We start from the raw sequence: 25,172 nt of genomic DNA on the forward strand, positions 1-25,172 counted from the left end.
CCGGTGTCAGATCGATCCGCAAAAACTCAAAAGGCGAGAGGAAAAATAGAATGAACGAGAAAATTTACGCGCCGGACATGGATTCCGGCGAATGGAAAGAATACACGGAGAAAGAACTCGGCGAGCCGTCGTACCGCGCCGGGCAGATATGCCAGTGGATCTGGCAGAAGCGCGCCGACGACACAGAGGAGATGACGAACCTGTCGAAAGCTTTGCGCGAGAAGCTCGCAGAGAAGCTCGACTTCGCCTTCCCACAGCTCGTGCGCGAGCAGAAATCGTCTGACGGCACGAGAAAATTCCTCTGGAGGCTGCGCGACGGAGAGTCCGTCGAGTCCGTGCTGATGAAGCAGGGCGACAGGCTGACCGCCTGCATATCGACGCAGGTCGGCTGCCCGCTTCAATGCACCTTCTGCGCGACCGGGCTGTCCGGCTTCGTGCGCAACCTGAGCGCCGGCGAGATAGCCGGGCAGGTCGCGGCGATCGAGAAAAAAATCGGACGCGAGATAAACAACGTCGTCTACATGGGCATGGGCGAGCCGTTCCTCAACACGGAGGCCGTGCTGAAATCCATAAGGATGCTGAACGACCCGAAGATGCGCAATCTCGGCATACGCCACATAACGGTCTCGACCTCCGGCGTCATTCCGGGGATCCGCGCGCTGGCCGACTCCGGCCTCGGCGTGCGGCTGGCGGTCTCGCTCCACGCCGCGGACGGCGAACTGCGGGGAATGCTGATGCCAGTCAACCACAGCTATCCCGTCGAAGAGCTGCGCGAGGCTCTCGTTGAGTATCAGGAAACGACCGGCGACCGCATAACGATAGAATACGCGCTCTTCGGCGGAGTCAACGACAGCGTCGAGCGCGCGAGAGAGCTAGTGCGGTATCTGCGCGGAATACACGTCTACGTCAACCTCATCCCATTCAACGCCGTAGACGGGCGCTACGCGAAGCCGGAGGCCGAAGACGTGCTGCGCTTCAAAAGCGTGCTCCAGACGGCTGGCTTCGAATGCGAGATACGCGCCGAACAGGGCGCGGACATAGACGCGGCCTGCGGCCAGCTCCGCAGAAAAGAAGAAGGCGGAGCGGACGCGCCGCTCGAACGCGGCTCATTCTCCGCGCCGAGAAACATCATGGCGGAGGAACGCGCCGCCGCGAGAAGCTCGAAAACCGCTGCGAAGCCGAAACGCCGCCAATTTCCCCAAAAAGAAGAAAAACGCGGAAGCTCCGACAGCCGCGGAGAAGAGGGGACTGGACGCGGACGTTTCGGCGCCGGCAAAAACGGGGCCGAACGGCGTTCATACGGAGCGGGCGATGACAAAAGCCGCGGATTCTCAAAAAACGGCGGAGAACGCGAAACATTCAAACGCCGCCGCGAAAACGCCGAGCCTCAGGAACGTTACCGCAGCGGTAAAATGAAAGAAGCGCGCCCGACCTACAGAGGCGGCGGCGAGGAAAGAACCCTCGACGGCGGCGGCGCGCGCGGGGAGAGAAAATTCCGCGAGGCCGGGGCGAAGAGTCCGGCTCGCACGAAAAGAGCGCCGGCCCCGCAGGACGGCCCGTTCGCGAAATTTTACAGGAACTCGGCGAAGCCGAAGCGCGGCGCGAAAAACGCTAAAAAATCATAAGAAGGGGAAATAAATGAACTTTACGTTCTTCCTGGTCCTGTTTTTTATAATAGGCACGCTCTTCTTCGGCATCGCCTTTCCGTTCATAATAATGTTCGCGGGCGTGATGCTCGTCGGCTTCGCAGTACTCGCGCTGCTGCGCCTCATGCGCGGAGGTTCCGGCTTCACGGTCTACACTTCGCGCGGAGCCGGCAGGCGCGCGGAAGAGCCGGAGGAACCGTCCCGCAGAAGAATATTCGCAAGCGATGAACCGGGCCGCGCGCGCGAAAACCGCGCGCCGCGTGGAGACTACATAAACGTAGCCGCCGACGACGAAGAGATGGCCGAAGCCGTAGAAGTGATAGAACTTCCAGCCACGGCCCTGCGCAAAGACGACGGGGAAGAGACGGAATAAAAAGCGCGCGGAGTTAAACGGCGCAATCTATGCCGCCCGGCGAGTATCCCGCGCGGCATACTCGGCGAAGGCTTAGTCGCGGCCTACTGCGGCTGCCGCCGCGTCCCCATGCCGCTAGCTCACGCCCGCCTGCCGGTAAGCTGGCGGCACGTAACCGCGGATACGACGCCCTCCCCACGAGGTCTCTTGTGGGAAGCGTCACTGTGATGGTGCGGCTCTCTCGCCGTGACCGACGATTGGCAAATCTGTAATTTGCTTAGCAATATCTTCCGGCGAATAGAACTTATGCGCTTATGCGACGCGTAAAAATATTCGTTATCGTTCCTGTGTGATCTTTCCGCCTTCCCGTTATGACGCGGCGTATACGGCTTTATCAGCTTATGCCTTATCACGCACTGCTCCAAATGATTTTCAAAGAGCGTAGGTTTGTCTTTGTCAGAGGTAAACCGGTTCGTAAATTCCGTCCTGTTGTCGCTATGGACACATTTCACACGAAATTTGAAGAACCTCAGCATATGCGTCAGGAATGCTGCCGAGCTGTACGTGCTGTATTCTTCAGCTTCGACATAGCGGAAACGGCTATACTCGTCTATCGCAGTATATTGATAGAACTGTTTCCCCTCCGCTTCTCCGACGAGGCACGACTTCGGCACGAACTTAACGTCCACCTGTACGCGCTGCCCTGGATACTGCATTCGCTCGTTGGGCTTGGAAACGCATTTAGGGTTAGGCAGAGTGATGCGTACGGCTCCGATACGCTTCATCACCCTATAGAGAGCTGAAATGCTTCTGGAGTATCCTCTTTTCCTCAGTTTAACCAAAAGTACTACAAGCCTTGTGTTCTTGTTATGCCTCAGCATATTCCGTATAAGCAGGAGCTCCGCCGGAGAATGTTCATTCGGATGATGGCGTGGACGCCTCGACTTGTCACGAAAGGATTCGAGAGAACCATCGTAACGCTTCATCCACCTGTAAACATACTGCCTGTTCGTGGCATACCGTGCGGTGGCTTTAGTAACGCCGTACTTTATCGCGTACTTGATAAGAGATTGCCTGTAACGTTTCTTTTGTGATATTTTACTCATGCGGGAAACCGTCCACCTGTCAGTGGATTTGTGGTGAAATTACTTTACAGCATGGACAGGCTTCCCGCTTTTGTTTTGTGTTTTCTTGCGTATTCACATTAACTCATATCTTACATATATTGAGTCTTATATACCTCTGCTCTCTGTTGCATAGGTATGGTAAATCTACAGGCTTTATATCTCGTATGAATCTCGAACATATTGACAATGATGGCTTCTATTCTGTCTATTATGGCATTATCAATACTGCCTTCATTAAAGACAAATGCCGCTTCATCAACATATTGCTGCAAATGCTTCCAAGAAACAGAACTATAATTCCCCTGATTCGGGATTTTAAATTACTTCCAAAAGCCCTCAATCGTGTTGGTATGAACGTCACCGTCAACATATTAACCCGTATTATGATTGACTTTCCCGTGTTCATAACCAAAATCTTTAAACTTGTCATAAGCCGTAAACTCATATGTGTAAATAATAGAATCGGCCAAGACAAGCTAACTAAAAATACCTAACAAAGTTTCAAACTTTGTATTGTCAATAACTTTAGTACCGACATACCCGCTTCTTGCAATCATGCAAAATACGGCTGTTTTACCAGCCGCACCACGCTTTGTATGAGCCTTACTTATGATATTGGTGGAGCACAAACAGTTAGAAGTTCTATTATTTGATGCAATGGATTTGAAAACGTAAAAGGTTTAGCAGCATCGTAATAAATGCTGTCGCCTGGATGAAGATCATATGTAGCCCCTTCGTACTGGAAACGTAGTTGGCCTTTCACAACTATCATAAATTCTTCTCCATCGTGAGAAGAAAAGAAATATTCTGTATTCGGAAGAATTGTTATATAAGTGGCCTGCATTTTTTTCCCGTTTGCACCTCCTTGTAGTGGCTCGTATATCAAAGTTTTATTATCAGACCATAGACGCTTTCGTTCAGCTTTACGTACCACAACATCTTGACTAAGTTCTGTCTCAAAAAAATATACGATTGGTACCCCATAAAACTGAGCTAACCTTCGTAAGGTTGAGATTGTCGGTTCAACTTTTCCAGTTTCTAGCTGGCTTAAATAACTAGCTGATAAGCCAACGCCGCTGCTTACATCTTTGAGATATAGCTTTTTTCGTTTCCGTAAATTTTTTAGTTTTTCATGCAATAATTCGTGACTCAATATAAACACTCCAATGTTCATAACATCTATAATTTTAATATAATTCTAAACAAAAATTTTTAACATTTTTGCTTACATCATACTTTGTCTATGATATATTATTTCGTCATATTTATGCAAACAAAAAATGTTATAGTAATTTAACTACATATCATATACATATATACTATAATGTATCCACGACAAGATATTCTAAAGGCCTAAGAGAACGCGCTATAAAATATCTTTTATCCGGGCACTCCTACAGAGAAACGGCTAAAACATTCAACGTCGGTACGCCTGCACTCGGACAATGGAAGAAAATGCTGGAAGAACAGGGAGATTTTCAAGATAAGCCTTGCAGAAAGTATTTCAGAAAAATAGAGCCTAAAAACTGGAAGAATATCTCCGAGAGCATCCCGACTCCTATCTTCGAGAAATAGCTGGAGTATTCGGCTGCTCCATCGCCGCAGTCTCCAAAACTCTGAAATCTATGGGGTACACCAAGAAAAAAGAACGTCACATACAAAGAGCAGGATGTCCAAAAAGTAATCGAGTATCTGCAAAAGATAAGGATATACGGCCGGAAACAGTCGCTTATATAGATGAGACTGGGATAGACAGAGCTATATCTACAGAGAGCGCGCCTGGTCGAAAAGAGGAGTCGGGATTCCAGGCCGTATAAGCGGTAAGACGTATAAAAGGGTAGGCCTGGCCGCAGCATTGTACCGAGGCCAGCTGACAGAGCCTATGCAGTACGAAGGCACGATTGACGGAGAACTATTTGAAGAATGGCGAAGAAAGTTTTTATGTCCAGCCTTGGAATATGGGAGTACGCAGATAATGGACAACGTATCATTCCACAGTAAGAAAAAAGTTAAGGATATAGCAAGCAGTTTTGGACATAGGGTAATATTCTTCCCGCCGTACTCGCCTGAGCTTACCCATATAGAGCGTTGCTGGGCCGCATTAAAAAAGACTCTGAAAGGCGTTATTGATTCTGTTGCATCCATTGATGACGCTTTGCGTATATGTTTACAAAGAAAATGACTATATAACAGATTTTGAAAAAATCGACTAAAGGATGTTTTTTACTGCAGAATCTACGCTGTCAAGAAGTCTATGGTTTTGCTAAACGCCCTATTGATAGTTATGCTTGTTTATATTATCAAATTAATGGGTTAGAGATGGGAATATAATTTGACATTATCAAATTTATATGATTAAATTACATCATTGAGAAACATATAATTTTTAGGTGCCTTTTTAACAAATTCAATATTAATACTTGGGGGGGAGCTATTCTGAATAGATCTCTAGGTAATGGTTTTGCTAAAATAGGTTATGCGTCCGAAATTTCGCAGGTTGAACTGGGAACACATGATATTACGCTTGTTGAATTCATAGCGATAGTACGTTATAACAGTAAAGTCGTGTTAACTCCAGAGTATGTTGAACGAGTAAAAAAATCTAGAACCCTAGTTGAAAAGTTCCTTAATGAGAACAGGGCTATCTATGGATTGACAACAGGTTTTGGCGATAACGTAAGGAAGGTTATTCCCCAAAGTGAAGCAGAAAGGCTTCAGCGCAATATTATACGTTCACATGCTGTAAGCGTAGGAGAACCTCTATCAGAAGAAGGAGTACGTGCTCTGTGGTTGATGCAATTACTAAGCTTAGGGCGCGGATATTCTGGTATTAGACCTGATGTTTTGACTCTCATTGCAGAATGTCTTAACAGAAAAGTGTATCCATATGCGCCTTCAGAAGGAAGCATACAAAATCTTCCAGTTGAAGGTTATGTAAACTTAGTCCTTATGGGGGAAGGGCAAGCTTGGCTAGGCAATCAGCTTGTGACTGGACATGAAGCACTAAAATCAGTTGGATTAGATCCGCTATCTCCAGCCTGCAAAGAAGGGTTATGCCTCACTAATGGCATTAACGGGGCAGAGGGACTTGCTCTTATTGCACTACATGACTCTATTTTGGCGGCTCAGACAGCTGATATTTCAGGTGCTATGGCTTTCGAGGTACTGCGAGGTACATTGTTGGGATGCGATTATAGGCTTCATTCGCTTAAAGAGCATCCTGAACAGGCTGGATGCGCTGCGAATATCAGATTGATATTGAGTGACAGTGAAATAGCCGCTAATTCAATGTATCACAGAGTGCAAGATCCGTACGTTATACGCTGTATTCCTCATGTTCATGGGGCAGCAAAACGCTTCATGAAGGATGTCTCAATTAGTCTTATTAGAGAAATGCTATCTTGTAATGATAACCCCATAGTGTGGCCAGATGGCAACGGAGAAGGTTTGATGGGGTCAAATTTCGACGGAACTTACGTTGGAGCCGGTTCTGATATTCTTTGCATGGCGTGCGCAAATATTGCCAAAATCTCTGAGAGACGTACAGATAAGCTTACTAATCAGAGTTTAAGCGGAGGTTATCCTGCGTTTTTAGCTGATAAACCTGGGGTGGACAATGGATATATGATAGCCCAGTATACCGCATCTGCGCTTGTCAATGAAATTAGAGGACTCTGCATTCCCGCCACATCAGACAGCGTTCCAGTCAGTGCGAACTGGGAAGATCCTATTAGCATGGCTTGGTGGGCTGCAATGAAAGCAGTACACGTTGCTTGTAAGCTACAATATGTAATCGCCATAGAATTAATGACTATGTCACGAGCTTTTGATCTAACTCGTGTAGAATACGGACACTTTTCAAGTGCTACACAATCGGTACATGACAAGATACGGGAAGTTGTGCCTTATATAAAAGGCGACAGGTATTTGGGGCCTGATATAGAAGCCATTTATTCCATGGTAAAAAATGGTGATATTGTAAAAAATGTTCAGGCCCGTATCGGTACTACACTGGCATTTTAATGCATGAGAAAGGAAAATATCATGGATCGAGTGGCAAAACTAGATATAGTAAAACTTAGTAAATGCATTACAATTCAAAATGTTTGTATCGGTCCAGGCCCACTTCCCTTAGAAGAATTTATTGCCGTGGTACGATATGGAGCAAAGGTTAAGTTTTCGGACGAGTATAGGCAAAGGGTCGTCAGATCCCGCATTCTCGTAGAAAAAATCCTTGACGAAAATAGGGTTGTGTATGGTCTTACTACTGGTTTTGGCGATAATGTCAGGACAATTATCCCACAGGAAGAGGCAATCGAACTACAATACAATATATTGCGCTCTCATGCCGTATCTGTAGGAGAGCCACTGCCTGAGGACGAAGTACGGGCTATATGGCTTATGCAATTATTAAGTTTGGGCAGAGGGTATTCCGGTATTAGAATGGAAATGCTGGATTTGATAGCTCAATGCTTGAACAGTGGGATTTATCCATTTGTACCCAGATTCGGATCAGTTCAAGCTCTTGTTCTAGAAGCAAATGTAAATCTTGTCCTCATAGGTGAAGGACAGGCTTGGTACAAAGGTGAGCTGCTTACCGGCGCAGAAGCATTGCAAAAGGCCGGATTAAGCCCATTGGCTCCAGCTTGTAAAGAGGGGCTATGTTTAACAAATGGCGCAAACTCTGCCACGGGGCTTGCTGCACTGGCACTATATGACTCCCTTATAGCTGTACAGACAGCGGACGTCTCTGCGGCAATGTCATATGAAGCACTAAAGGGGAATATTCTAGCTTGCGATCCTCGGTTGCATTCAGTGAAAGAGCATCCTAATCAAATTACCTGTGCTGAGAATATAAGGATTCTTTTACACGATAGTTCTATAATGGAAAACAACAAAGGTCAAAGTGTACAAGATCCTTTAGCGCTTCGGTCAGTGCCCCAAATGCATGGTGCAGTAAAGCGATATTTAGCAGACGCAGGGACAGATATTTTAGAAGAAATGGCATCGTGCAGCGATAATCCTGTTTTATGGCCTGATGGAGACGATGGCGTAGCTCTGATGGGAGCAAATTTTGATAGTACGTTTTCCAGCGGAGCTGCTGACATTATCTCTATAGCGGATTCTAATTTAGCGAAGCTTCTAGAGCGCAGAATAGACAAGCTTACAAACAGAAATTTCAGTGGCTACCCGGCATTTCTAGCAGCAAAGCCGGGTGTAGACAACGGTTACATGATACTACAATACACAGCTGCTGGGCTTGTCAATGAGATTCGAGGATTGGCGCTTCCTGCGACGGCTGATAGCATTCCGACGTGTGCGAACTGGGAAGATCCTGTAAGTATGGGACTGCTTGCTTCTCAGAAAGCTCTTGATATTGCACAAAAACTACAATACATCGTCGCCATAGAGCTCATGGTCACTTCCCGTGCTTTTGACTTGTTTACTGAAGGCGTAGGTTGCTTCGCGTCTGCGACGCAAGCTGTACGCGACAAGATTCGTACGATAGTACCACCAATGACGGGGGACAGACATCTTAGTCCTGAGGTAGAAAAAGTCAAGAAAATAGTCTCGGAAGGTGAAATTATCCGCGTTGCTGAAACATATGTCGGAAATCTTGGCTATTAATTTTTAAATTTAGCAGAAGGAGGATCTGTATGGACGAAATATATATGCTTACTCCAGAGAAGATCGGAAGAGCTAATAATATATATACAGTAATATTAGACAAGGCACCAATCAGTATTGAAGAGTTCGTAGCCGTCGCGCGTTATCACGCAATCGTTGAGTTTTCACAAGAATATATTGATAGAGTCATTGCATCGAGAAACCTTGCTGCTAGATTTTTGGATGAAAATAGAAAGATATACGGCTTAACAACTGGATTTGGCGAGAATGTAAACAGAATTATTCCCCAAGATGAAGCTGTGGAGCTGCAAATCAATATAATTAGATCTCATGCAACCTCAGTAGGGAAGCCTTTAAAGGAAGAAGCTGTGCGAGCCGTGTGGCTTATGCAGCTCCTTAGTTTAGGCAAGGGATTTTCTGGAATTCGTATTGAGACACTTTTCCTGATAGCTAACGCTCTTAATGTAGGACTTACTCCTTATGTTCCAGGAGAAGGCTCTGTACAGTATTTGGCTATTGAGGCGCAAATGAACCTTGTCCTGATGGGAGAAGGAAAGGCATGGTACAAAGGACGCCTTTTAGCTGCTAATGAAGCTTTATATGAAGCAGGACTTAAGCCTTTTGTCCCTGCCTGTAAGGAAGGGCTGTGTCTGACCAACGGAGCTAACTCAGCAACTGCGCTCGCTGCATTAGCCCTATATGACTGTGCCGTTGCAGTTCAGACTTCCGATATTGCAGCCGCAATGTCATACGAAGCACTTAAAGGAAATATTCTAGCTTGTGACCCTAGAGTACAGTCGCTAAAGGAGCATCCGCATCAGGCTGCGTGTGCCAGAAACATAGTCCGCCTGCTTAGCGACAGCGGGATCGCGTCTAAATATAAGGGCGCGCGTGTGCAGGATCCACTAGCATTGAGATCCATTCCGCAGATGCACGGCGCGATAAAATGTATGATTCAAGATTGCGCCAAGGACATTCTGGAAGAGATGGACTCGTGCAGCGATAATCCAATTCTTTGGAATGCACCTAACGAAGAATGCGGTTTGATGGGAGCAAATTTTGACGGTACCTACGCAAGCGGAGCAGCAGATATTTTGTGTATAGCATCAGCAAATTTAGGCAAGCTTTTGGAACGTCGCATAGATAAACTCACAAATCGCCATTTTAGTGGATATCCAGCATTTCTGGCAGAAAATCCGGGGGTAGATAACGGATATATGATAGTCCAATATACTGCGGCAGGCTTACTAAACGAAATCCGAGGCTTGTCTTTACCTTCAACGGCGGACAGTATTCCGACATGCGGTAACTGGGAAGATCCAGTAAGTATGGGGTGGTGGGCCTCTCGCAAAGCATGGTATGTTGGGAAGAAAATACAGTACATAGCTGCAATAGAAATTATGACATTGTGTAGAGCTTTTGACTTAGAAAAAGAGGATGCATGTTTCTCTTCAGCGACAAGCGCAGTACATGACAAAGTACGTTCTGTTGTACCGCCAATCACTGAAGATCGTCACTTTGGGCCGGATATAGAAAAAGTATTCAGCTTAGTGCGAAGTGGAGAAGTTATAAAAACGGCTGAAGAAATTACCGGGACTCTCGAATTTTAGCACACAGCTAGGAAGGGGTTTAGAATGGAGCATACATTGACCAATATTCCTAAAGTCGGATGGGCAGACACGATACAGAGTGTTACTTTAGGAACGAAGTCGTTGTCACTGGAAGAATTTGTGGCGGTGGCTAGATACAACGCTAAATTAACGCTTTCTCAAGAGTATTTGGAAAGAGTCTTCCAGTCTAGAGCGTTAGTTGAAAAATTCCTCGACGAGAATAGAGCTATTTACGGGCTTACGACAGGGTTTGGAGATAATGTCAGAACTGTAATACCACAAGAGGAAGCGGTGCATCTGCAGATCAATATTTTGCGATCTCACGCTGCTTCTGTGGGCAAGCCCATGTCACCGGAGTGCGTAAGGGCTACTTGGCTCATGCAGTTGTTGAGTTTAGGTCGCGGGGTCTCGGGAATACGTCCGCAGATGCTTTCTCTTATTGTGTCGTGTCTTAATGCAAACATAATTCCCTATGCGCCAGGTGAAGGTTCAATTCAGTCTCTCTCTGTAGAGGCAAATATAAATCTTGTCCTCATAGGGGAGGGACAGGCATGGTATAACGGAGAACTGCTTCCTGGGGCTGCAGCATTAAACAAAGCAGGGTTAAAACCATTGGCCCCAGCTTGTAAAGAAGGGCTATGCCTGACAAATGGGATTAACGGCGCTACTGGTATCACTTTGATAGCGCTATATGACAGTATGGTTGGAGCTCAGACAGCCGATATCGCAGCTGCTATGGCTTACGAAGCTCTACGCGGTACGATAAAAGGATGCGACGCAAGGTTGCACGCGCTTAAACACCATTCAGAGCAGCAAGGCAGTGCAGAGAACATAAGAAACATTTTGGCCGACAGCAGAATTATGGCTAAGTATATGGATTCAAGAGTGCAGGATCCATATATACTACGATCAATACCCCAAGTACATGGAGCTGCAAAGCGTTTTTTAAAAGATGCAGCTACGTCCTTGATTCGTGAAATGGCATCGTGTAACGATAACCCCATAGTTTGGCCAAATGGTAACGGAGATGGAGAAGGTCTAATGGGGGCAAATTTTGATGGAACTTATGTAGGTGCTTATGCCGACACTATCTGTATAGCCGACGCTAACCTAGGTAAGTTCTCAGAGCGAAGGACGGACCGCCTTACCAATAGACATTTCAGTGGAGGGTATCCTCCATTTTTAGCGGACAATCCTGGAGTGAACAACTGCTACATGATTGTCCAATATACCGCGGCAGGTCTGGTAAGCGAAATAAGAAATCTCTGCATCCCAGCTACCGGTGACAGCATACCTGTTAGCGCAAACTGGGAAGACCCTATACCTATGGCATGGTGGGCAGCTATTAAGTCTAAAGCTGTGTCGGAAAAATTGGAATACTTAATTGCAATTGAAATTATGGTGCATACTAGGGCATTCGATTTGACTGACACTAAAGTACACGGGACTTTTGCAAGTGCCACTATAGACGTACATGATCTAGTAAGATCAAAAGTGCCATATATAACTGGCGACAGGTATTTTGGCTCAGACATAGAAACGACCTATCAGATGGTAAAAAGCGGAGAAGTCCTCAAAACAGTAGAAAAACGTGTAGGTAAACTTATATTTTAGTCTTTCAAAATATCACAATAATATAGAGAGGTGTCCTTTATGAAACGTGAACGTTTGTATTTTTATTTGATGGCTATAGTTTGTACAATTATTTGTATCGAGACTGCCGAAGCTAAGCCCATGACGCTGAAGTTTGCAGGAATTAATCCAATCGAGCATTCTTCTACAGTTGAGATGAAAAAACTTGCACAAAATGTTGAGGCAGCAACGAATGGTGAAGTAAAAGTAAGGGTGTTCCCTGCTGGTCAGTTGGGCGACTATAGCCTTGTCTATGAAGAAATTACCAAAGGAACTATAGATATGGCTCTCATCCCGATTCCGACAGAATATGAATCTAGGCACCAGATAACAATGGTACCAGGACTTGTCAGAAATTATGATGAGATAGGTGAGGTTTTCGCGAGGGATGGCTGGCTCTACAATGTGGTAAAAGATCTTCACGAAGGGCTTGACGTTGTATTTCTAGGCTTCCAAATAGAAGGTTTTGGCGGAATAGGATCATCTAAAGAAATAAGTGATCCGCTAAATCCCGACACCCCGAAAAATATGCTTTGCCGTATTTCGACAATGGAACTAGACAAAATGGTTATGGATGCTCTGGGTTATCCCACGGTTACAATACCTTATTCAGACCTCTACACCGCGCTTCAGACCGGCGTAGCTGAAGGTTGGTACGGCGGTGCGGCAATTCACACATATCAGAGTTTCAGAGATGTTCTTGACTATTGGTATAATTTTAACTTGTTCCTTGAAACCTACCAGTTCGTTGTCTCAAAGCAAAGTTGGGACAAGATGACACCTGAACAGCAGAGAATAATCGCGACTGAAGCCGAGGCACTTTGCGTCAACAGCATAGACATAGCGAAAAGCGAAGAAAAAGACTGCCTTGAAAAGATGAAAGAGGCGGGGATGAATGTTTATATTTATAGTTCCGATGAACTAGAACCTATCAATCATCAGATAAGAACGAAGGTATGGCCGCAGCTCGACCAACTGCTTGGAAAGGAACTTACGGACAGTCTGATGAAAGAATTTTTGACCGATAAGTAAAGGATAGAGAGAAGGAGCGGGAGAAAATTCTTCCGCTCTAATCCTTAGAAAGGAAGGAAAAACATTGTTTCTAAAAAAGCAGAGAAATTTCTTAGTTACTTTTGAAGAAGCTATTCTTGTGATTCTCGGATTAGCAGTTCCTCTTATGGTTGCGCTCGGTGTATTCTTCCGCTATATCCTAAAAACAGATCTATTCGGTATCGAAGAAATTGAAATCTTTTGCGCTATGATCCTCTATTTTATCGGCGCTGCTTACGCAAGCTATAAAAAACAGCAGATAACGGCGGATTTGACCCAGTCAATGATAAAAAGTTTTAAGATACGCAAATTCTTTGCTATTGTTTCAACCTTCTTAGCCTTAGTTGCAGTAGGAGCATTTACATACTGGACTATAGATCTAGTTCAATATGCTGGACTTAGAAATCCTAAAACATCAGTTTGGAAAATACCGTTGGTTTGGGAGTATATCATGATTTTTTGGGGATTTTTTGTAATGACATTATGTGCGGCTAGAGACTTTTACAACGCTCTCACAAGAAAGCCTGAAGCGTCTGTGGATTCCGAAAAGTAATTAAGGAAGGAGAATGGTGTAATGGTTGTATCTGGTCTTTTATTCCTACTTATAGGTCTAGTAATTGGCATTCCAGTCCCTTTTGCGTTTTTTCTAACTGCGATGTATTTTCTGCTCACCGGGGATTACGCGACGACTTTTATGGTGCCTTACGCCGTAAGAAATCTTAGTAATACTGTTATATTTTCAATTCCTTTGTTTATCCTAGCCGGTAAACTTATGGAACGCGGTAATATCGCTGATAAACTGATCGGATTAGTTGAAGAAACTGTAGGTAGATTAAAAGGTGGACTTGGAATAGTAGCTACTGTTTCATGTGCAGTTTTTGGTTCGGTTACCGGTAGTGCCGCTGCAACGCTTACGTGCATAGGTTCTATAATGATTCCAAGGATGGAGAAAGCAGGCTATCCTAGAGGTCATTCTACAGCTCTATTAGCTAACTCTGCTGTGTTGGGTATGCTGATTCCACCAAGCGGTATTATGATACTTTATTCTTGGGTCGGCGGACAGTCTGTTTTGGCAAGCTTTCTTGCAACAGTGTTGCCTGGTATTGCCCTGACAATTTTATTCTCCATCATAAATTGCGTTTTATTGCGGAATAATGCGAATATTATAATTCCAGCTATATCACAGGAAGAAAAGACATTCCAGCATAAATGTATGCGTATTAAAAAAGCATCTCCGGCCTTGATGATGCCAGTAATAATATTAGGCGGCATATATAGTGGCATAATGACTCCAACTGAAGCAGCTGCCGTAGCCGTAATATATGCCATTCCTGTTGGAATGTTTATATATAAAGGACTTACAGTAAAAGGACTCAAAGAAACGCTCATAGATTCCGGCATGGCAACTGGGACTATTATGATTATGATGTTCGGATGTTCAGTTTTGGCTAGAATGTTTGTCGAAGAAGATCTTCCTGGTGCGATACTAAAACTACTGTATTCTATCTCGACAGATCAGAAAATGATTCTCCTTATGTTAAACATATTCATGATTATACTAGGCATGCTTGTAGACGATACAAGCGCAGTGCTTCTCGCTACTCCTATTATGATTCCAATAATACAAGAAATAGGTGTTAGCCCAGTACATTTCGCAGCAATAGTAGCCGTTAATTCTGGAATGGGCAACATAACTCCTCCGTGTGCTCCACTTTTGTATCTATCCGGAGCCATTGCAAAATGTCCAATAAATGAAACGCTTCGCGTCACTGGATGGTTAATATTACTTGGATGGCTCCCCATCCTTATTTTAACGACATACGTTCCTGAATTTTCAATGTGGTTACCACGTCTGGTTCTTGGGATAAAATAATGTAGGTTTGTCAAACATCTGTTACATCGAGCCTAAAGAGTGAGTTATGACTTCCCGAGGAGACTTCCTGCTAAGGGGTCTCATAGGGAAGTTATTGTATCTGTGGTTATGCACGGCCAGCTGCTTTGCAAAATCTTCCAGAGAATAGAATTGATGCGACGCATAAAAATATTCGTTATCCTTCCGGTGTGATCTTTCCGCCTTCCCGTTATGACGCAGCGTTTACGGCTTTATCAGCTTATGCTTTATCGCGCACCGCTCCAAATGACTTTCAAAGAGCGTAGGTCTGTCTTTGTCAGAGGTAAACCGGTTCGTAAATTCCGTCTCGTTGTCGCTAAGGACGCATTCCACACGAAATTTGAAGAACCTCAGCATATGTTTCAGGAATATTGCCTGTTTGTTTCGTATTTTGTTGCAGCTTGGGTAACGCCGTACTTCATTGCGTATCTAATAAGCGATTGTGTGTAACGTTCCTTTTGTGATATCTTACTCATGCTGGAATCGTCCTCCTAGTGGATTTGCGGTGAAATTACTTTACGGCATGGACGTGTTTCCCGCTTCTTCATCCGGTTCTCTGTCACATATGTACGGTAAACATACGATGCCATACTGAATAGTCCGGCGGCCGACCTTGACAAGGTGTATTACGCGTGCGCTGCAAGCAGTGGCGCAAAAGTTCCGTCAGAGCTGTTTAACGCTTTACCAGCTAAGGACTTTGCGTAAATTGCGAGAGCAGTGTAGAGTTTTTGCTCGTAATATAGGAGAACAGCCGGCACAAATTATCCGTGAGGTATGCTGCAGTCTGAACTTGGCTACGCATACCCCCTATTTCTTTCTGGCTGGAATTGAGTACAGCAAAAATAAAAAAGTGGATGCGGGCAATATCAAAAGCACGGAAATATCAATCGGCGTGCCCGTGCTATAATTAAACTGACGATTTTCTGGGATGTGTATAAAAGCATGGAAACAAGTTTTAGATCCTATGACAAGCAAAATGATACTGAAACGGAACAAAAATGCTTTGACCTCCACCCAAGAGTAAAAAGCCCTGGGAAAATATATTCTATTGTTTTGGGGATATACCTGGCTGCTTTTTTTATAGGTCTATGGTTTGCATATGATCTAGCGGGAGGTATTGGGGTATTGATGTATCTGGTCCTCGTCGTGGGCGTTGGGAGCGGATTATATGAAGCGTCTATACTTCTCTTTCCAGAAACGTAGTCTGTATTAGTTTGTATATTAAGAAAAGCCGCCTTTTTTGAGGCGGCTTTTTCCCTGCCCTCAATGGGGTGAAACAGTGGCATCTAAAGAACTTCAATTAGCTATCGCCATCGGCGGTTCTCTTAATGCAAATTTAGACAAAAGCATTAAGCGGGCGAGCGAAACGCTTAATTCACTTTCCGTTGCAGGAACTGAGACGCAGAAAAAGTTAAGCGCTCTCGGGAAAATAGACGCGAACCTACATTGTTAAAATAAAACTGTCCGTACCCCTTGACAATCCGGCACGGGGCGTAATATCATTTAAAAATGCAGTCTTGATATTTGTGTGTCGAGACTTTTAAAAGTAAATAGCGTGAAACGCGATGACGGAGTTACGGCCGTCGCAGATAGGTTTACAGAGAGCCGGCGCGCAGGTGAAAGCCGGAACCGAAGGGCGGCGGAGCGGTCTCGCTCCCGAGCGGAGTTCCCTAAGGCGGCGCGCCGCTTTTAAGGAGCTACGGGTGGCCGCGTCAGAGGCCCTAATGAGCGGCCGCGGGAACGTGGCAATCAGGGTGGTACCGCGGAGTGTGAATTTTTCGCCCCTGAGGCATGTGTATGCCTCGGGGGCTTTTTTTATAGCCGTTCGGGGCGGGATTTCGGAAGACGAAAAAGGAGAGGTTTGAGATGAAACAGATCAGATTCACGGACATTACGCTGCGCGAGGCTTCGCGCTGCGGAGAAGGGGCCCTTTCGTTCAAGGAGATAATCGAGGAGGCGAAGATTCTCGACAGGCTTAATCTCGACGTTATCAGCCTCGCGCCGATAGAGAACGAAAAAATAGACTCGCTGCTCGTGCGCACCGTCGCCGCGGCGGTCAAGAAGAGCGCGCTTTCGATTCCCGTCGGTTTCGAGGAGGGCGGCGTCGAGACTGCGTGGAACGCCGTGGCCGAGGCGGCGCATCCGAGGCTTTACGTAGAAGCCCCGACCTCCACCGTGCAGATGGAGTTCGTATGCAACAAGAAGCCGGACGGAATTATCAAGATGATAGAAACGCTTGTCGCGAAGAGCCGCGCTCTCTGCCCGGACGTCGAGTTTGCGGCGGTGGACGCGACGCGCAGCGAGCCGGAGTTCCTTTACCGCGCGCTGCGCACGGCGATAGCCGCCGGCGCCACGACCGTGACGGTATGCGATTCGGCGGGCATGATGATGCCGTACGAGTTCAGCAATTTCGTGAAAGAGCTTTACGCGAATGTGCCGGAGCTTGAGAACGTGACGCTCGGCGTTAAATGCTCGGACGAGTTGTCGATGGCGGCGGCCTGCGCAGTTTCCGCCGTCCGCGCCGGAGCCTCCGAGGTGGACGTGACGGTTGGCGGCGGCTGCGCGCCGGAGCTGGAGGCCGCTGCGCAGGTCATCCGTATGCGCGGCGACGACTACGACTATTCGTGCGGCCTGAAGTACACGGAGCTGCACCGCTCAGTCGCGCAGATGAACTGGATTACGCGCAGGGAGCGCAGCAAGACGAGCGCCTTCGAGACGGGCATGGCGATCTCCGACGGCTCCGACGTGCGCCTCGACGCGAACGACGACATCGACGCTCTGACGAAGGTCGTCGCGCGCCTCGGCTACGAACTCTCCGACGAGGATATGGCGAAGGTCTATGAAACTTTCGTGAGCGTGGCGCGCAAGAAGTCGGTCGGCACGAAGGAGCTCGAGGCTATAATCGCTACGACTGCGCTGCAGGTGCCGCCGACCTACGAGCTCGTCAGCTACGTCATAAACAGCGGCAACATCATCAGCGCGACGGCGAACATCCACTGCCGCAAGAACGGCGCGGACCAGTTCGGCCTCGCGGTCGGCGACGGCCCGATAGACGCGGCCTTCCTCGCGATAGAGCAGATAACGGGACACCACTACGAGCTCGACGACTTCCAGATACAGGCCGTAACGGAGGGGCGCGAGGCCATGGGCTCGACGCTCGTCAAGCTCCGCTCGAACGGCAAACTCTACGCGGGCAACGGCATTTCGACGGACATCATCGGATCGAGCATCATGGCGTATTTCAACGCGCTGAATAAGATTTCGTACGAGGAGAATCACAGATAATGAAACTCTCATTTTCAACTTTCGGCTGGCACGACTACACATGGCAGGATTTCTGCGCGGTCGCCAAGGACGGCGGCTTCGCAGGCATAGAGGTACACAACATACACGAGCCCAAGCTCTCGGAGAAGACGAGCATCTTCGACCCCGCGATGGCGAACGCGGCACACCGCGAGATGACCGAGGCCGGGCTTTCGATACCGTGCATCGACACGTGGCACAATATCGCCGACGCGGCGATGTTCGACGAGAACTGCGCCGAAATAAGAGAATATATCGAGACGGCGAAGAACCTCCGCATACCGTACGTCCGCCTCGGCGCGAAGGACGCGGGCAAAAGCTACGAGGAGGAGCGCGGCGCGGTGAAGGCCATTATCGACGCGGTGCTGCCCGCGGCGCGCGAGGCCGGCGTGACGCTGCTCATCGAGACCATAGGCATATTCTCCGACACGGACAGGCTCTGCGAAGTGCTCAACTCATACGCCTGCGACAACCTTGCGGCGCTCTGGGATTTGCAGCACACTTTCCGCGACGCGGGCGAAGCGCCGGAAAAGACGGTCAAGAACCTCGGCGCGTACATCAAGCACGTACATCTGAAAGATTCCGAAATAGTTGACTGCGCCGTCGAGTACCGCCTCGTCTGCGAGGGCAGCCTGCCGATCGACGCGATGATGCGTTCGCTCTACTCGCTGAACTACGACGGCTTCATCTCGCTCGAGTGGAATCCCGAGTGGATGCCCGACATCGCGAACCTCGAGCTTATCTCGCTGCACTTCGTGAACACGATGAACCGCTTCGGCAGCCCGGCGCGCATGGTGAAGTCAAAGCGCCTCTACGAGAGCAAGCGCGGCAAGGGGCTTTATCCGTGGCAGAAGGACAAACTCATCGAAAAGACCTTCCCGCAGGTGCTCGACCGCATAGTCGAGGAATTCCCCGACCAGTACGCCTTCAAGTACACGACGCTGAACTACACGCGCACTTATTCCGAGTTCCGCGACGACGTGGACGAGTTCGCGCGCGCGCTGGTCTCTCTCGGCGTCAGGCCCGGCAGCCACGTCGCGATATGGGCGACGAACCTTCCGCAGTGGTACCTGACCTTCTGGGCGACGACCAAAATCGGCGCGGTGCTCGTCACAGTCAACACCGCCTATAAAATCCACGAGGCCGAATACCTGCTGCGCCAGTCCGACACGCACACGCTGGTAATGATAAAGGGCTACCGCGACTCGCACTACGACGAGATAATGAAAGAGCTCTGCCCGGAGCTTGAGACGGCGACGCCCGGCAAGCCGCTCGCATGCCGCCGCCTGCCCTTCCTGCGCAACATCATCACGGTGGACTTCCGCATGAAAGGCTGCCTCACGTGGGACGAGGCCGTCGCGCGCGCACACATGACGCCGCTTGAAGAGATACACCGCCTCGCCGCCGCAGTAGACATCCACGACGTCTGCAACATGCAGTACACGAGCGGAACGACCGGCTTCCCGAAGGGCGTCATGCTCACGCACTACAACGTCGTCAACAACGGAAAGTGCATAGGCGACCGCATGGATTTGTCCACCGAGGACCGCATGATGATACAGGTGCCGATGTTCCACTGCTTCGGCATGGTGCTCGCTATGACCGCCGCTATGACGCACGGCACGACGCTTTCGCCGCTGCCTTACTTCTCGACCAAAGCGTCGCTCGCCTGCATAAACCAGGAGCACATCACCTGCTTCCACGGCGTGCCGACGATGTTCATAGCGATGATGGAGCACGAGGACTTTGCAAAGACCGACTTCTCCTACATGCGCACGGGAATCATGGCCGGAAGCCCATGCCCGATAGCGAAGATGCGCGACGTCGTCGATAAAATGAACATGAAGGAAATCGTCATAGTCTACGGTCAGACGGAGGCCTCGCCTGGCTGCACTATGAGCGACACGAGCGACTCGCTCGAGGTGCGCGTCGAAACGGTCGGACGCGCGCTGCCCGAGATAGAGTGCCGCATCGTAGACCCCGAGACGAACGAAGAATTGCCCGACAACGTGAACGGCGAGTTCGTAGCGCGCGGATACAATATAATGAAGGGCTACTACAAGATGCCCGAGGCGACGGCGGCCGCGATAGACAAAGACGGCTGGCTCCACACGGGAGACCTCGCCTGCCGCACGCCGGACGGCAACTATAAGATAACCGGCCGTCTGAAGGACATGATCATCCGCGGCGGAGAGAACATCTACCCTCAGGAGCTCGAAGAATTCCTCTACACCTATCCGAAGGTGAAGGACGTGCAGGTCATAGGGGTGCCTGACGAGGCGCTCGGCGAAGAGATATGCGCCTGCATAGTGCTCAAGGACGGAGAGACCGCTACCGAGAAGGAGATAAAAGACTACTTCCTCGCGAACATGGCGCGCCATAAATGTCCGAAGTACGTCGATTTCGTCGAGGCGTTCCCGATGAACGCCGCCGGCAAGATCCTGAAATACAAGATGCGCGAAAACGCCGTCGAGAAATACGGCCTGCAGAAGGCCGCGGCGGTAAAGACGGCGTAGCTCCGCCTCTTATCTATTGCACGAAGCCCTCCGCGCGAGAGCGCGGCGGGCTTCGTTATAAACGCGGCCTTGCACTGCCGCCGTTGTGATACAATTTATAAAATTATGCTGCAACAGGGAAGGTTTATAGAGTTTTCCGAAAGGGGTCAATGGTTTTGAACGAAAGACAGCTTGTAACGATGGACGGCAACGAGGCTGCGGCTTATATAGCCTACGCCTTCACCGAAGTCGCCGCCATATATCCGATAACGCCGTCGTCGCCGATGGCGGAGAAGACCGACGCGTGGGCCGCGAAGGGTAAGAAAAACATCTTCGGGCAGCCGGTCACTCTAATAGAGATGCAGTCCGAGGCCGGGGCCGCGGCGGCGGTCCACGGCGCGCTCGAGACCGGGGCGCTCGCCTCGTCCTTCACCTCGTCGCAGGGGCTTATGCTGATGATTCCCGTCCTGCACAGGCTTTCGGGGCAGAGGCATCCCGGCGTCCTCCACGTCGCGTCGCGTACAGTCGGCACGCACGCCTTCTCGATATTCGGAGACCACTCCGACGTTATGAACTGCCGCCAGTGCGGCCTCGCGCAGCTCTCGACCGGCAGTGTGCAGGAGATAATGGACATCGGCGGCGTCGCGCACCTCGCCGCTATAAAGGGCCGCATCCCGTTCATGCACTTCTTCGACGGCTTCCGCACATCGCACGAGATAAACAAAGTCGAGGCCATGCCCTACGAGACGCTCGCCTCGCTGCTCGACCGCGAGGCGCTCGCGGCCTTCCGCGCCGAGGCTCTGAACCCCGAGCACCCGATGATGCGCAGCACCGTGCAGAACCCCGACATCTACTTCCAGATACGCGAGGCGAACAACGGCTTCTACGACGCTCTGCCCGGCATCGTCGAGGACTACATGGCGAAGATAAGCGCGATAACGGGCCGCGAATATCATCTCTTCAACTACTACGGCGCGCCCGACGCGGAGGAAATCGTCATCGCGATGGGCTCCGTCAGCGGAGCTGCGGAAGAGACCGTCGATTACCTCAACGCGCAGGGGCGCAAGACCGGCTACGTGCAGGTGCACCTCTTCCGTCCGTTCTCGGTCGAGCATCTCTTCCGCGCCATTCCGAAGAGCGTCAAAAAAATCGCCGTCCTTGACCGCTGCAAGGAAATGGGCTCGAACGGCGGGCCGCTCTACCAGGACATATGCACGGCATTCTCGGGCAGCGGCATGAGCCCCGTCATCGTCGGAGGGCGCTACGGCCTCTCGTCGAAGGACACCGACCCGACGCAGATAATCGCCGTCTTCGACAACCTCGCGCAGGAAAATCCGAAAAACAACTTCACGATAGGCATCAACGACGACGTTACGCACCTCTCGCTGCCGCTCGGCCCGCGCGTCAATCCCGACGGCGCGCGCCAGCTCTCCTTCAAGTTCTGGGGGCTCGGCGGCGACGGCACCGTCGGCGCGAACAAGAACACGATAGATATCATCAACAGCTACACGAGCAAATACGGACAGGCCTACTTCGAGTACGACGCGAAGAAATCCTTCGGCGTCACCATCTCGCACCTGCGCTTCTCCGACACTCCTATACGCTCGTCATACCTCGTCAAGCTCGCGGACTTCGTCGCGGCGCACAATCCGACCTATATCCAGAACTACGACATAGTGAGCGAGCTCAAGGACGGCGGCACGCTGCTGCTCAACTGTCCGTGGGAGCCGGACGAGCTTGAGGAAAAAATCCCGGCGGACATACGCCGCAAACTCGCGCGCAAACACGCGAAGCTCTACACGATAAACGCGACGAAGATAGCCGAGAAGCACCACCTCGGCAGCCACGTCAACATCCCGCTCCAGTCGGCATTCTTCCACCTCGTGAACCTCATCCCGATAGAGGACGCGAAACGTTACATGGAGGACGCGGTGTGCAAGACTTTCTTCGCGAAGGGCGACGAAGTCGTCAACAACAACATCGCAGCGATAGAAGACGGCGGCGCGATGCTCGTCAAAATAGAAATTCCCGACTCGTGGGCCGAGGCTCAGGACGAGCCGAAACGCCCGCGCCCGGCAGGAGAGCCCGCGATAGTCGAAAAGCTGCTCGAGCCGATAAACCGCCAGCAGGGCGACGACCTCCCCGTCAGCGCCTTCAAGGGCTACGAGGACGGCACAGTCGAGCTCGGCCTCACGGCCTTCGAGAAACGCGCGATAGCGACGCACGTCCCCGAGTGGGACCCCGCGCGTTGCATACAGTGCAACCGCTGCGCCTACGTCTGCCCGCACGCCGTCATCCGCCCCTACCTGCTCACGGAGGAAGAAAAGGCCGCCGCGCCGCATGGTTTCCTGACGATGCCCGCGATAGGGAACAAGGGCCTCTACTTCTCGATGCAGGTCAGCCGCGACGACTGCACCGGCTGCGCGAGCTGCGTCTCCGTCTGCCCCGCGAAGGAAAAGGCGATAAAGATGGTGCCGATAGAGGAATCCAAGTCGCTGCCGGAACAGTGGGCCTACGGCCTCACGATAAGCGACAAAGAGGGGGCCTTCGACCCGTGGACTGTAAAAGGCAGCCAGTTCCGCCAGCCGCTGCTCGAATTCTCCGCGGCCTGCGCCGGCTGCGGAGAAACGCCATACGCGAAGCTCATGACCCAGCTCTTCGGAGACCGTGTATACTGGGCCAACGCGACGGGCTGCTCGCAGGCCTGGGGCGGCGCGATGCCCGGGATCCCGTACACGAAGAACAAAGCCGGAAAAGGCCCGGCGTGGTCGAACTCGCTCTTTGAGAACAACGCGGAGTTCAGCCTCGGAATGTTCCTCTCCGTCAAACAGCAGCGCGCGGCGGAGAAAATGCGCGCTGAAAAGCTCCTTTCGATGGAGATACCCGCGGAGCTCGCCGCGGCGCTGAAAAACTGGCTCGCCGCATTCGACGACTTCGACGAATCGCCGAAGGCCGGAGCGGAACTCGTATCGGCGCTCGAAGCCGCGAAGCTCAGTGGCGATGCCGCGCAGACGGCGCGCGAACTTCTGGCCAACAAGGACCACCTGTCGAAAAAGACCTTCTGGATGTACGGCGGCGACGGCTGGGCCTACGACATAGGCTTCGGCGGCCTCGACCACGTGCTCGCGATGGGCGAAAACGTCAACGCCCTCATCGTAGACACCGAAGTCTACTCCAACACAGGCGGCCAGTCCTCTAAGGCGACGCCGATAGGCGCGGTCGCGCAGTTCTGCATCAGCGGCAAAAAAGTCGCGAAAAAAGACCTCGGCGCGATGCTCATGACCTACGGCAACATCTACGTCGCGCAGGTCGCGATGGGCGCGGACATGAACCAGCTCGTCAAGGCGCTGCGCGAGGCCGAGGAATACGAAGGCCCCTCCGTCGTCATAGCCTACACGCCGTGCCTCGCGCACGGCCTCAAGTGCGGCATGGGCGGCGCGCAGGCCGAAATGAAGCGCGCCGTAGACGCGGGCTACTGGATACTCTACCGCTACGACCCGCGCAAGGAAAAGCCGCTGACGATAGACTCCAAAGCCCCGACGATGGCCTACGAGGACTTCCTCGACGGCGAAGTGCGCTACTCGGCGCTCAAACGCACCTTCCCCGAAAACGCGAAAAAATACTTTGCGGAAGGCACGCGCGAAGCCGCCGAGCGCTACAGAAAATACAAACACATGGAAGAGAGCCAGGAGCCGCAGCACGAACCGGCGAAGGACAGAGAAAGATAAAACGAAGCGCCCCGTAAAAGGGGCGCTTTTTCGCGGCTTGCGTTTATGCATAAAGGGGAAATCCGGCGCGCGTTCCGCCGCGGATAAGCCGTTCGGTCGAGGCGCCGCGCGGCGGAACGTGGTACGCTTATCCGTGGAAGTTTGTCTTTGCGGACTGCGGACGAAAATCGGAAATCTCTTGAAAAAATGAGACTCGGCCGCGGCTGTGCGGCGAAGAAGGAGGCGCGCGGAATGTCCGAAGAATTTACGATCTGCGTCGAAACGGAGCGCGGCGCTGCGCTCGTCGCGGAGCTTCTCTCGCTTTGGGAAAACTCCGTGCGCGCGAGCCATGATTTCCTCGCTGACGGCGGCGTGGAATTTTACCGCCCCTACGTCGAAGAGGCGCTGAGGAGCCTGCCGCTGCTCGTGACAGCGCGGCGCGCTGGGCGGGCCGCCGGCTTCATGGGCGTCACGTCGTCGCACCTCGACGCGCTCTTTGCCGCGCCGGAATATTTCGGAGGCGGCGCCGGGGCCATGCTCATGCGCGAAGCTCTCGCGCGCGGCGTCCGCTCCGTAGACGTGAACGAACAGAACGCGCGCGCCCGCCGTTTCTACGAAAAGCACGGCTTCCGCGCAGTAAGCCGCCGCGAGACCGACGACTGCGGAAAGCCCTACCCGATACTGCGGATGGAACTGGCGGAAGATGATTGACAAAAAAGGCGGCGCGCGGC

General features: G+C 50.5%; 17 protein-coding genes. 15 read left to right on the plus strand and 2 right to left on the minus strand.

Translation table 11 applies throughout. The features are described from left to right. The first annotated feature begins 50 nt into the window (after positions 1-50). Both rlmN and B5F39_RS07435 read left to right on the plus strand, forming a co-directional pair. On the plus strand, positions 51-1,625 hold the full coding sequence (rlmN, locus tag B5F39_RS07430; RefSeq protein ID WP_087365486.1) for a 23S rRNA (adenine(2503)-C(2))-methyltransferase RlmN: 1,575 nt from the start codon (positions 51-53) through the stop codon (positions 1,623-1,625). Between the two features lie 13 nt (positions 1,626-1,638). Next, positions 1,639-2,019, plus strand: a complete 381-nt coding sequence (locus tag B5F39_RS07435) for a hypothetical protein (RefSeq protein ID WP_087365488.1) — start codon at positions 1,639-1,641, stop codon at positions 2,017-2,019. A gap of 119 nt (positions 2,020-2,138) precedes the next feature. Here the strand turns inward: B5F39_RS07435 and B5F39_RS14710 are convergent, their stop codons facing one another. Together B5F39_RS14710 and B5F39_RS07450 are read right to left on the minus strand one after the other, a co-directional pair. Continuing rightward, on the minus strand, positions 2,139-3,104 hold the full coding sequence (locus B5F39_RS14710) for a DDE-type integrase/transposase/recombinase (protein ID WP_087365490.1): 966 nt from the start codon (positions 3,102-3,104) through the stop codon (positions 2,139-2,141). Between the two features lie 628 nt (positions 3,105-3,732). Next, the gene (locus B5F39_RS07450) at positions 3,733-4,278 is read right to left on the minus strand and encodes an XRE family transcriptional regulator (protein ID WP_158095977.1); all 546 of its coding nucleotides are present in this window, start codon (positions 4,276-4,278) and stop codon (positions 3,733-3,735) included. A 609-nt stretch (positions 4,279-4,887) separates the two neighbouring features. Here B5F39_RS07450 and B5F39_RS07465 point away from each other — a divergent pair. The 13 genes from B5F39_RS07465 (at position 4,888) to B5F39_RS07525 (ending at position 25,152) form a co-directional block, all read left to right on the plus strand. Next, positions 4,888-5,307: a transposase gene (locus tag B5F39_RS07465; protein ID WP_087365500.1), complete on the plus strand. Its 420-nt coding sequence runs from the start codon at positions 4,888-4,890 to the stop codon at positions 5,305-5,307. A gap of 335 nt (positions 5,308-5,642) precedes the next feature. Beyond that, positions 5,643-7,148 (plus strand): aromatic amino acid ammonia-lyase, encoded by a 1,506-nt coding sequence (locus tag B5F39_RS07470; RefSeq protein ID WP_255376018.1) that lies wholly within the window; start codon positions 5,643-5,645, stop codon positions 7,146-7,148. A 30-nt stretch (positions 7,149-7,178) separates the two neighbouring features. Next, positions 7,179-8,753 (plus strand): aromatic amino acid ammonia-lyase, encoded by a 1,575-nt coding sequence (locus B5F39_RS07475; protein WP_204245068.1) that lies wholly within the window; start codon positions 7,179-7,181, stop codon positions 8,751-8,753. Positions 8,754-8,782: 29 nt separating this feature from the next. After that, positions 8,783-10,363, plus strand: a complete 1,581-nt coding sequence (locus B5F39_RS07480) for an aromatic amino acid ammonia-lyase (protein WP_204245069.1) — start codon at positions 8,783-8,785, stop codon at positions 10,361-10,363. Between the two features lie 24 nt (positions 10,364-10,387). Beyond that, entirely contained in the window at positions 10,388-11,977 is a 1,590-nt protein-coding gene (locus B5F39_RS07485; RefSeq protein ID WP_087365504.1) for an aromatic amino acid ammonia-lyase, read from the plus strand. A 39-nt stretch (positions 11,978-12,016) separates the two neighbouring features. After that, positions 12,017-13,027, plus strand: coding sequence for a TRAP transporter substrate-binding protein DctP (dctP, locus tag B5F39_RS07490; protein ID WP_087365506.1), 1,011 nt, complete (start codon positions 12,017-12,019; stop codon positions 13,025-13,027). A gap of 64 nt (positions 13,028-13,091) precedes the next feature. Next, complete coding sequence (locus tag B5F39_RS07495) at positions 13,092-13,598, plus strand: TRAP transporter small permease subunit (protein ID WP_087365508.1); 507 nt, start codon at positions 13,092-13,094, stop codon at positions 13,596-13,598. A gap of 21 nt (positions 13,599-13,619) precedes the next feature. Next, on the plus strand, positions 13,620-14,918 hold the full coding sequence (locus tag B5F39_RS07500) for a TRAP transporter large permease (RefSeq protein WP_087365510.1): 1,299 nt from the start codon (positions 13,620-13,622) through the stop codon (positions 14,916-14,918). A 960-nt stretch (positions 14,919-15,878) separates the two neighbouring features. Then, positions 15,879-16,139 (plus strand): hypothetical protein, encoded by a 261-nt coding sequence (locus B5F39_RS14035; protein WP_143330685.1) that lies wholly within the window; start codon positions 15,879-15,881, stop codon positions 16,137-16,139. Positions 16,140-16,802: 663 nt separating this feature from the next. Further along, positions 16,803-18,221, plus strand: a complete 1,419-nt coding sequence (locus B5F39_RS07510) for an alpha-isopropylmalate synthase regulatory domain-containing protein (protein WP_087365514.1) — start codon at positions 16,803-16,805, stop codon at positions 18,219-18,221. Beyond that, the gene (locus B5F39_RS07515) at positions 18,221-20,755 is read left to right on the plus strand and encodes an AMP-binding protein (protein WP_087365516.1); all 2,535 of its coding nucleotides are present in this window, start codon (positions 18,221-18,223) and stop codon (positions 20,753-20,755) included. Before B5F39_RS07510 ends, B5F39_RS07515 begins: the two co-directional genes overlap by 1 nt. Positions 20,756-20,910: 155 nt before the next feature. Continuing rightward, complete coding sequence (nifJ, locus tag B5F39_RS07520; protein ID WP_204245070.1) at positions 20,911-24,462, plus strand: pyruvate:ferredoxin (flavodoxin) oxidoreductase; 3,552 nt, start codon at positions 20,911-20,913, stop codon at positions 24,460-24,462. 231 nt (positions 24,463-24,693) lie between these two features. Continuing rightward, positions 24,694-25,152 (plus strand): GNAT family N-acetyltransferase, encoded by a 459-nt coding sequence (locus B5F39_RS07525; protein WP_158095978.1) that lies wholly within the window; start codon positions 24,694-24,696, stop codon positions 25,150-25,152. Positions 25,153-25,172: the final 20 nt, after the last annotated feature.

It is taken from the genome of Cloacibacillus sp. An23, from assembly GCF_002159945.1.
Taxonomy (GTDB): Bacteria; Synergistota; Synergistia; order Synergistales; family Synergistaceae; genus Caccocola.

Excerpts from the sequence above, each read along its gene's own strand:
- B5F39_RS07500 (WP_087365510.1), top strand. The coding sequence starts at position 13,620 with ATGGTTGTATCTGGTCTTTTATTCCTACTTATAGGTCTAGTAATTGGC.
- B5F39_RS14710 (WP_087365490.1), bottom strand. The coding sequence starts at position 3,104 with ATGAGTAAAATATCACAAAAGAAACGTTACAGGCAATCTCTTATCAAG.
- rlmN (WP_087365486.1), top strand. The coding sequence starts at position 51 with ATGAACGAGAAAATTTACGCGCCGGACATGGATTCCGGCGAATGGAAA.
- B5F39_RS07510 (WP_087365514.1), top strand. The coding sequence starts at position 16,803 with ATGAAACAGATCAGATTCACGGACATTACGCTGCGCGAGGCTTCGCGC.
- B5F39_RS14035 (WP_143330685.1), top strand. The coding sequence starts at position 15,879 with ATGGAAACAAGTTTTAGATCCTATGACAAGCAAAATGATACTGAAACG.
- B5F39_RS07485 (WP_087365504.1), top strand. The coding sequence starts at position 10,388 with ATGGAGCATACATTGACCAATATTCCTAAAGTCGGATGGGCAGACACG.
- B5F39_RS07515 (WP_087365516.1), top strand. The coding sequence starts at position 18,221 with ATGAAACTCTCATTTTCAACTTTCGGCTGGCACGACTACACATGGCAG.
- B5F39_RS07525 (WP_158095978.1), top strand. The coding sequence starts at position 24,694 with ATGTCCGAAGAATTTACGATCTGCGTCGAAACGGAGCGCGGCGCTGCG.
- B5F39_RS07435 (WP_087365488.1), top strand. The coding sequence starts at position 1,639 with ATGAACTTTACGTTCTTCCTGGTCCTGTTTTTTATAATAGGCACGCTC.
- B5F39_RS07480 (WP_204245069.1), top strand. The coding sequence starts at position 8,783 with ATGGACGAAATATATATGCTTACTCCAGAGAAGATCGGAAGAGCTAAT.
- dctP (WP_087365506.1), top strand. The coding sequence starts at position 12,017 with ATGAAACGTGAACGTTTGTATTTTTATTTGATGGCTATAGTTTGTACA.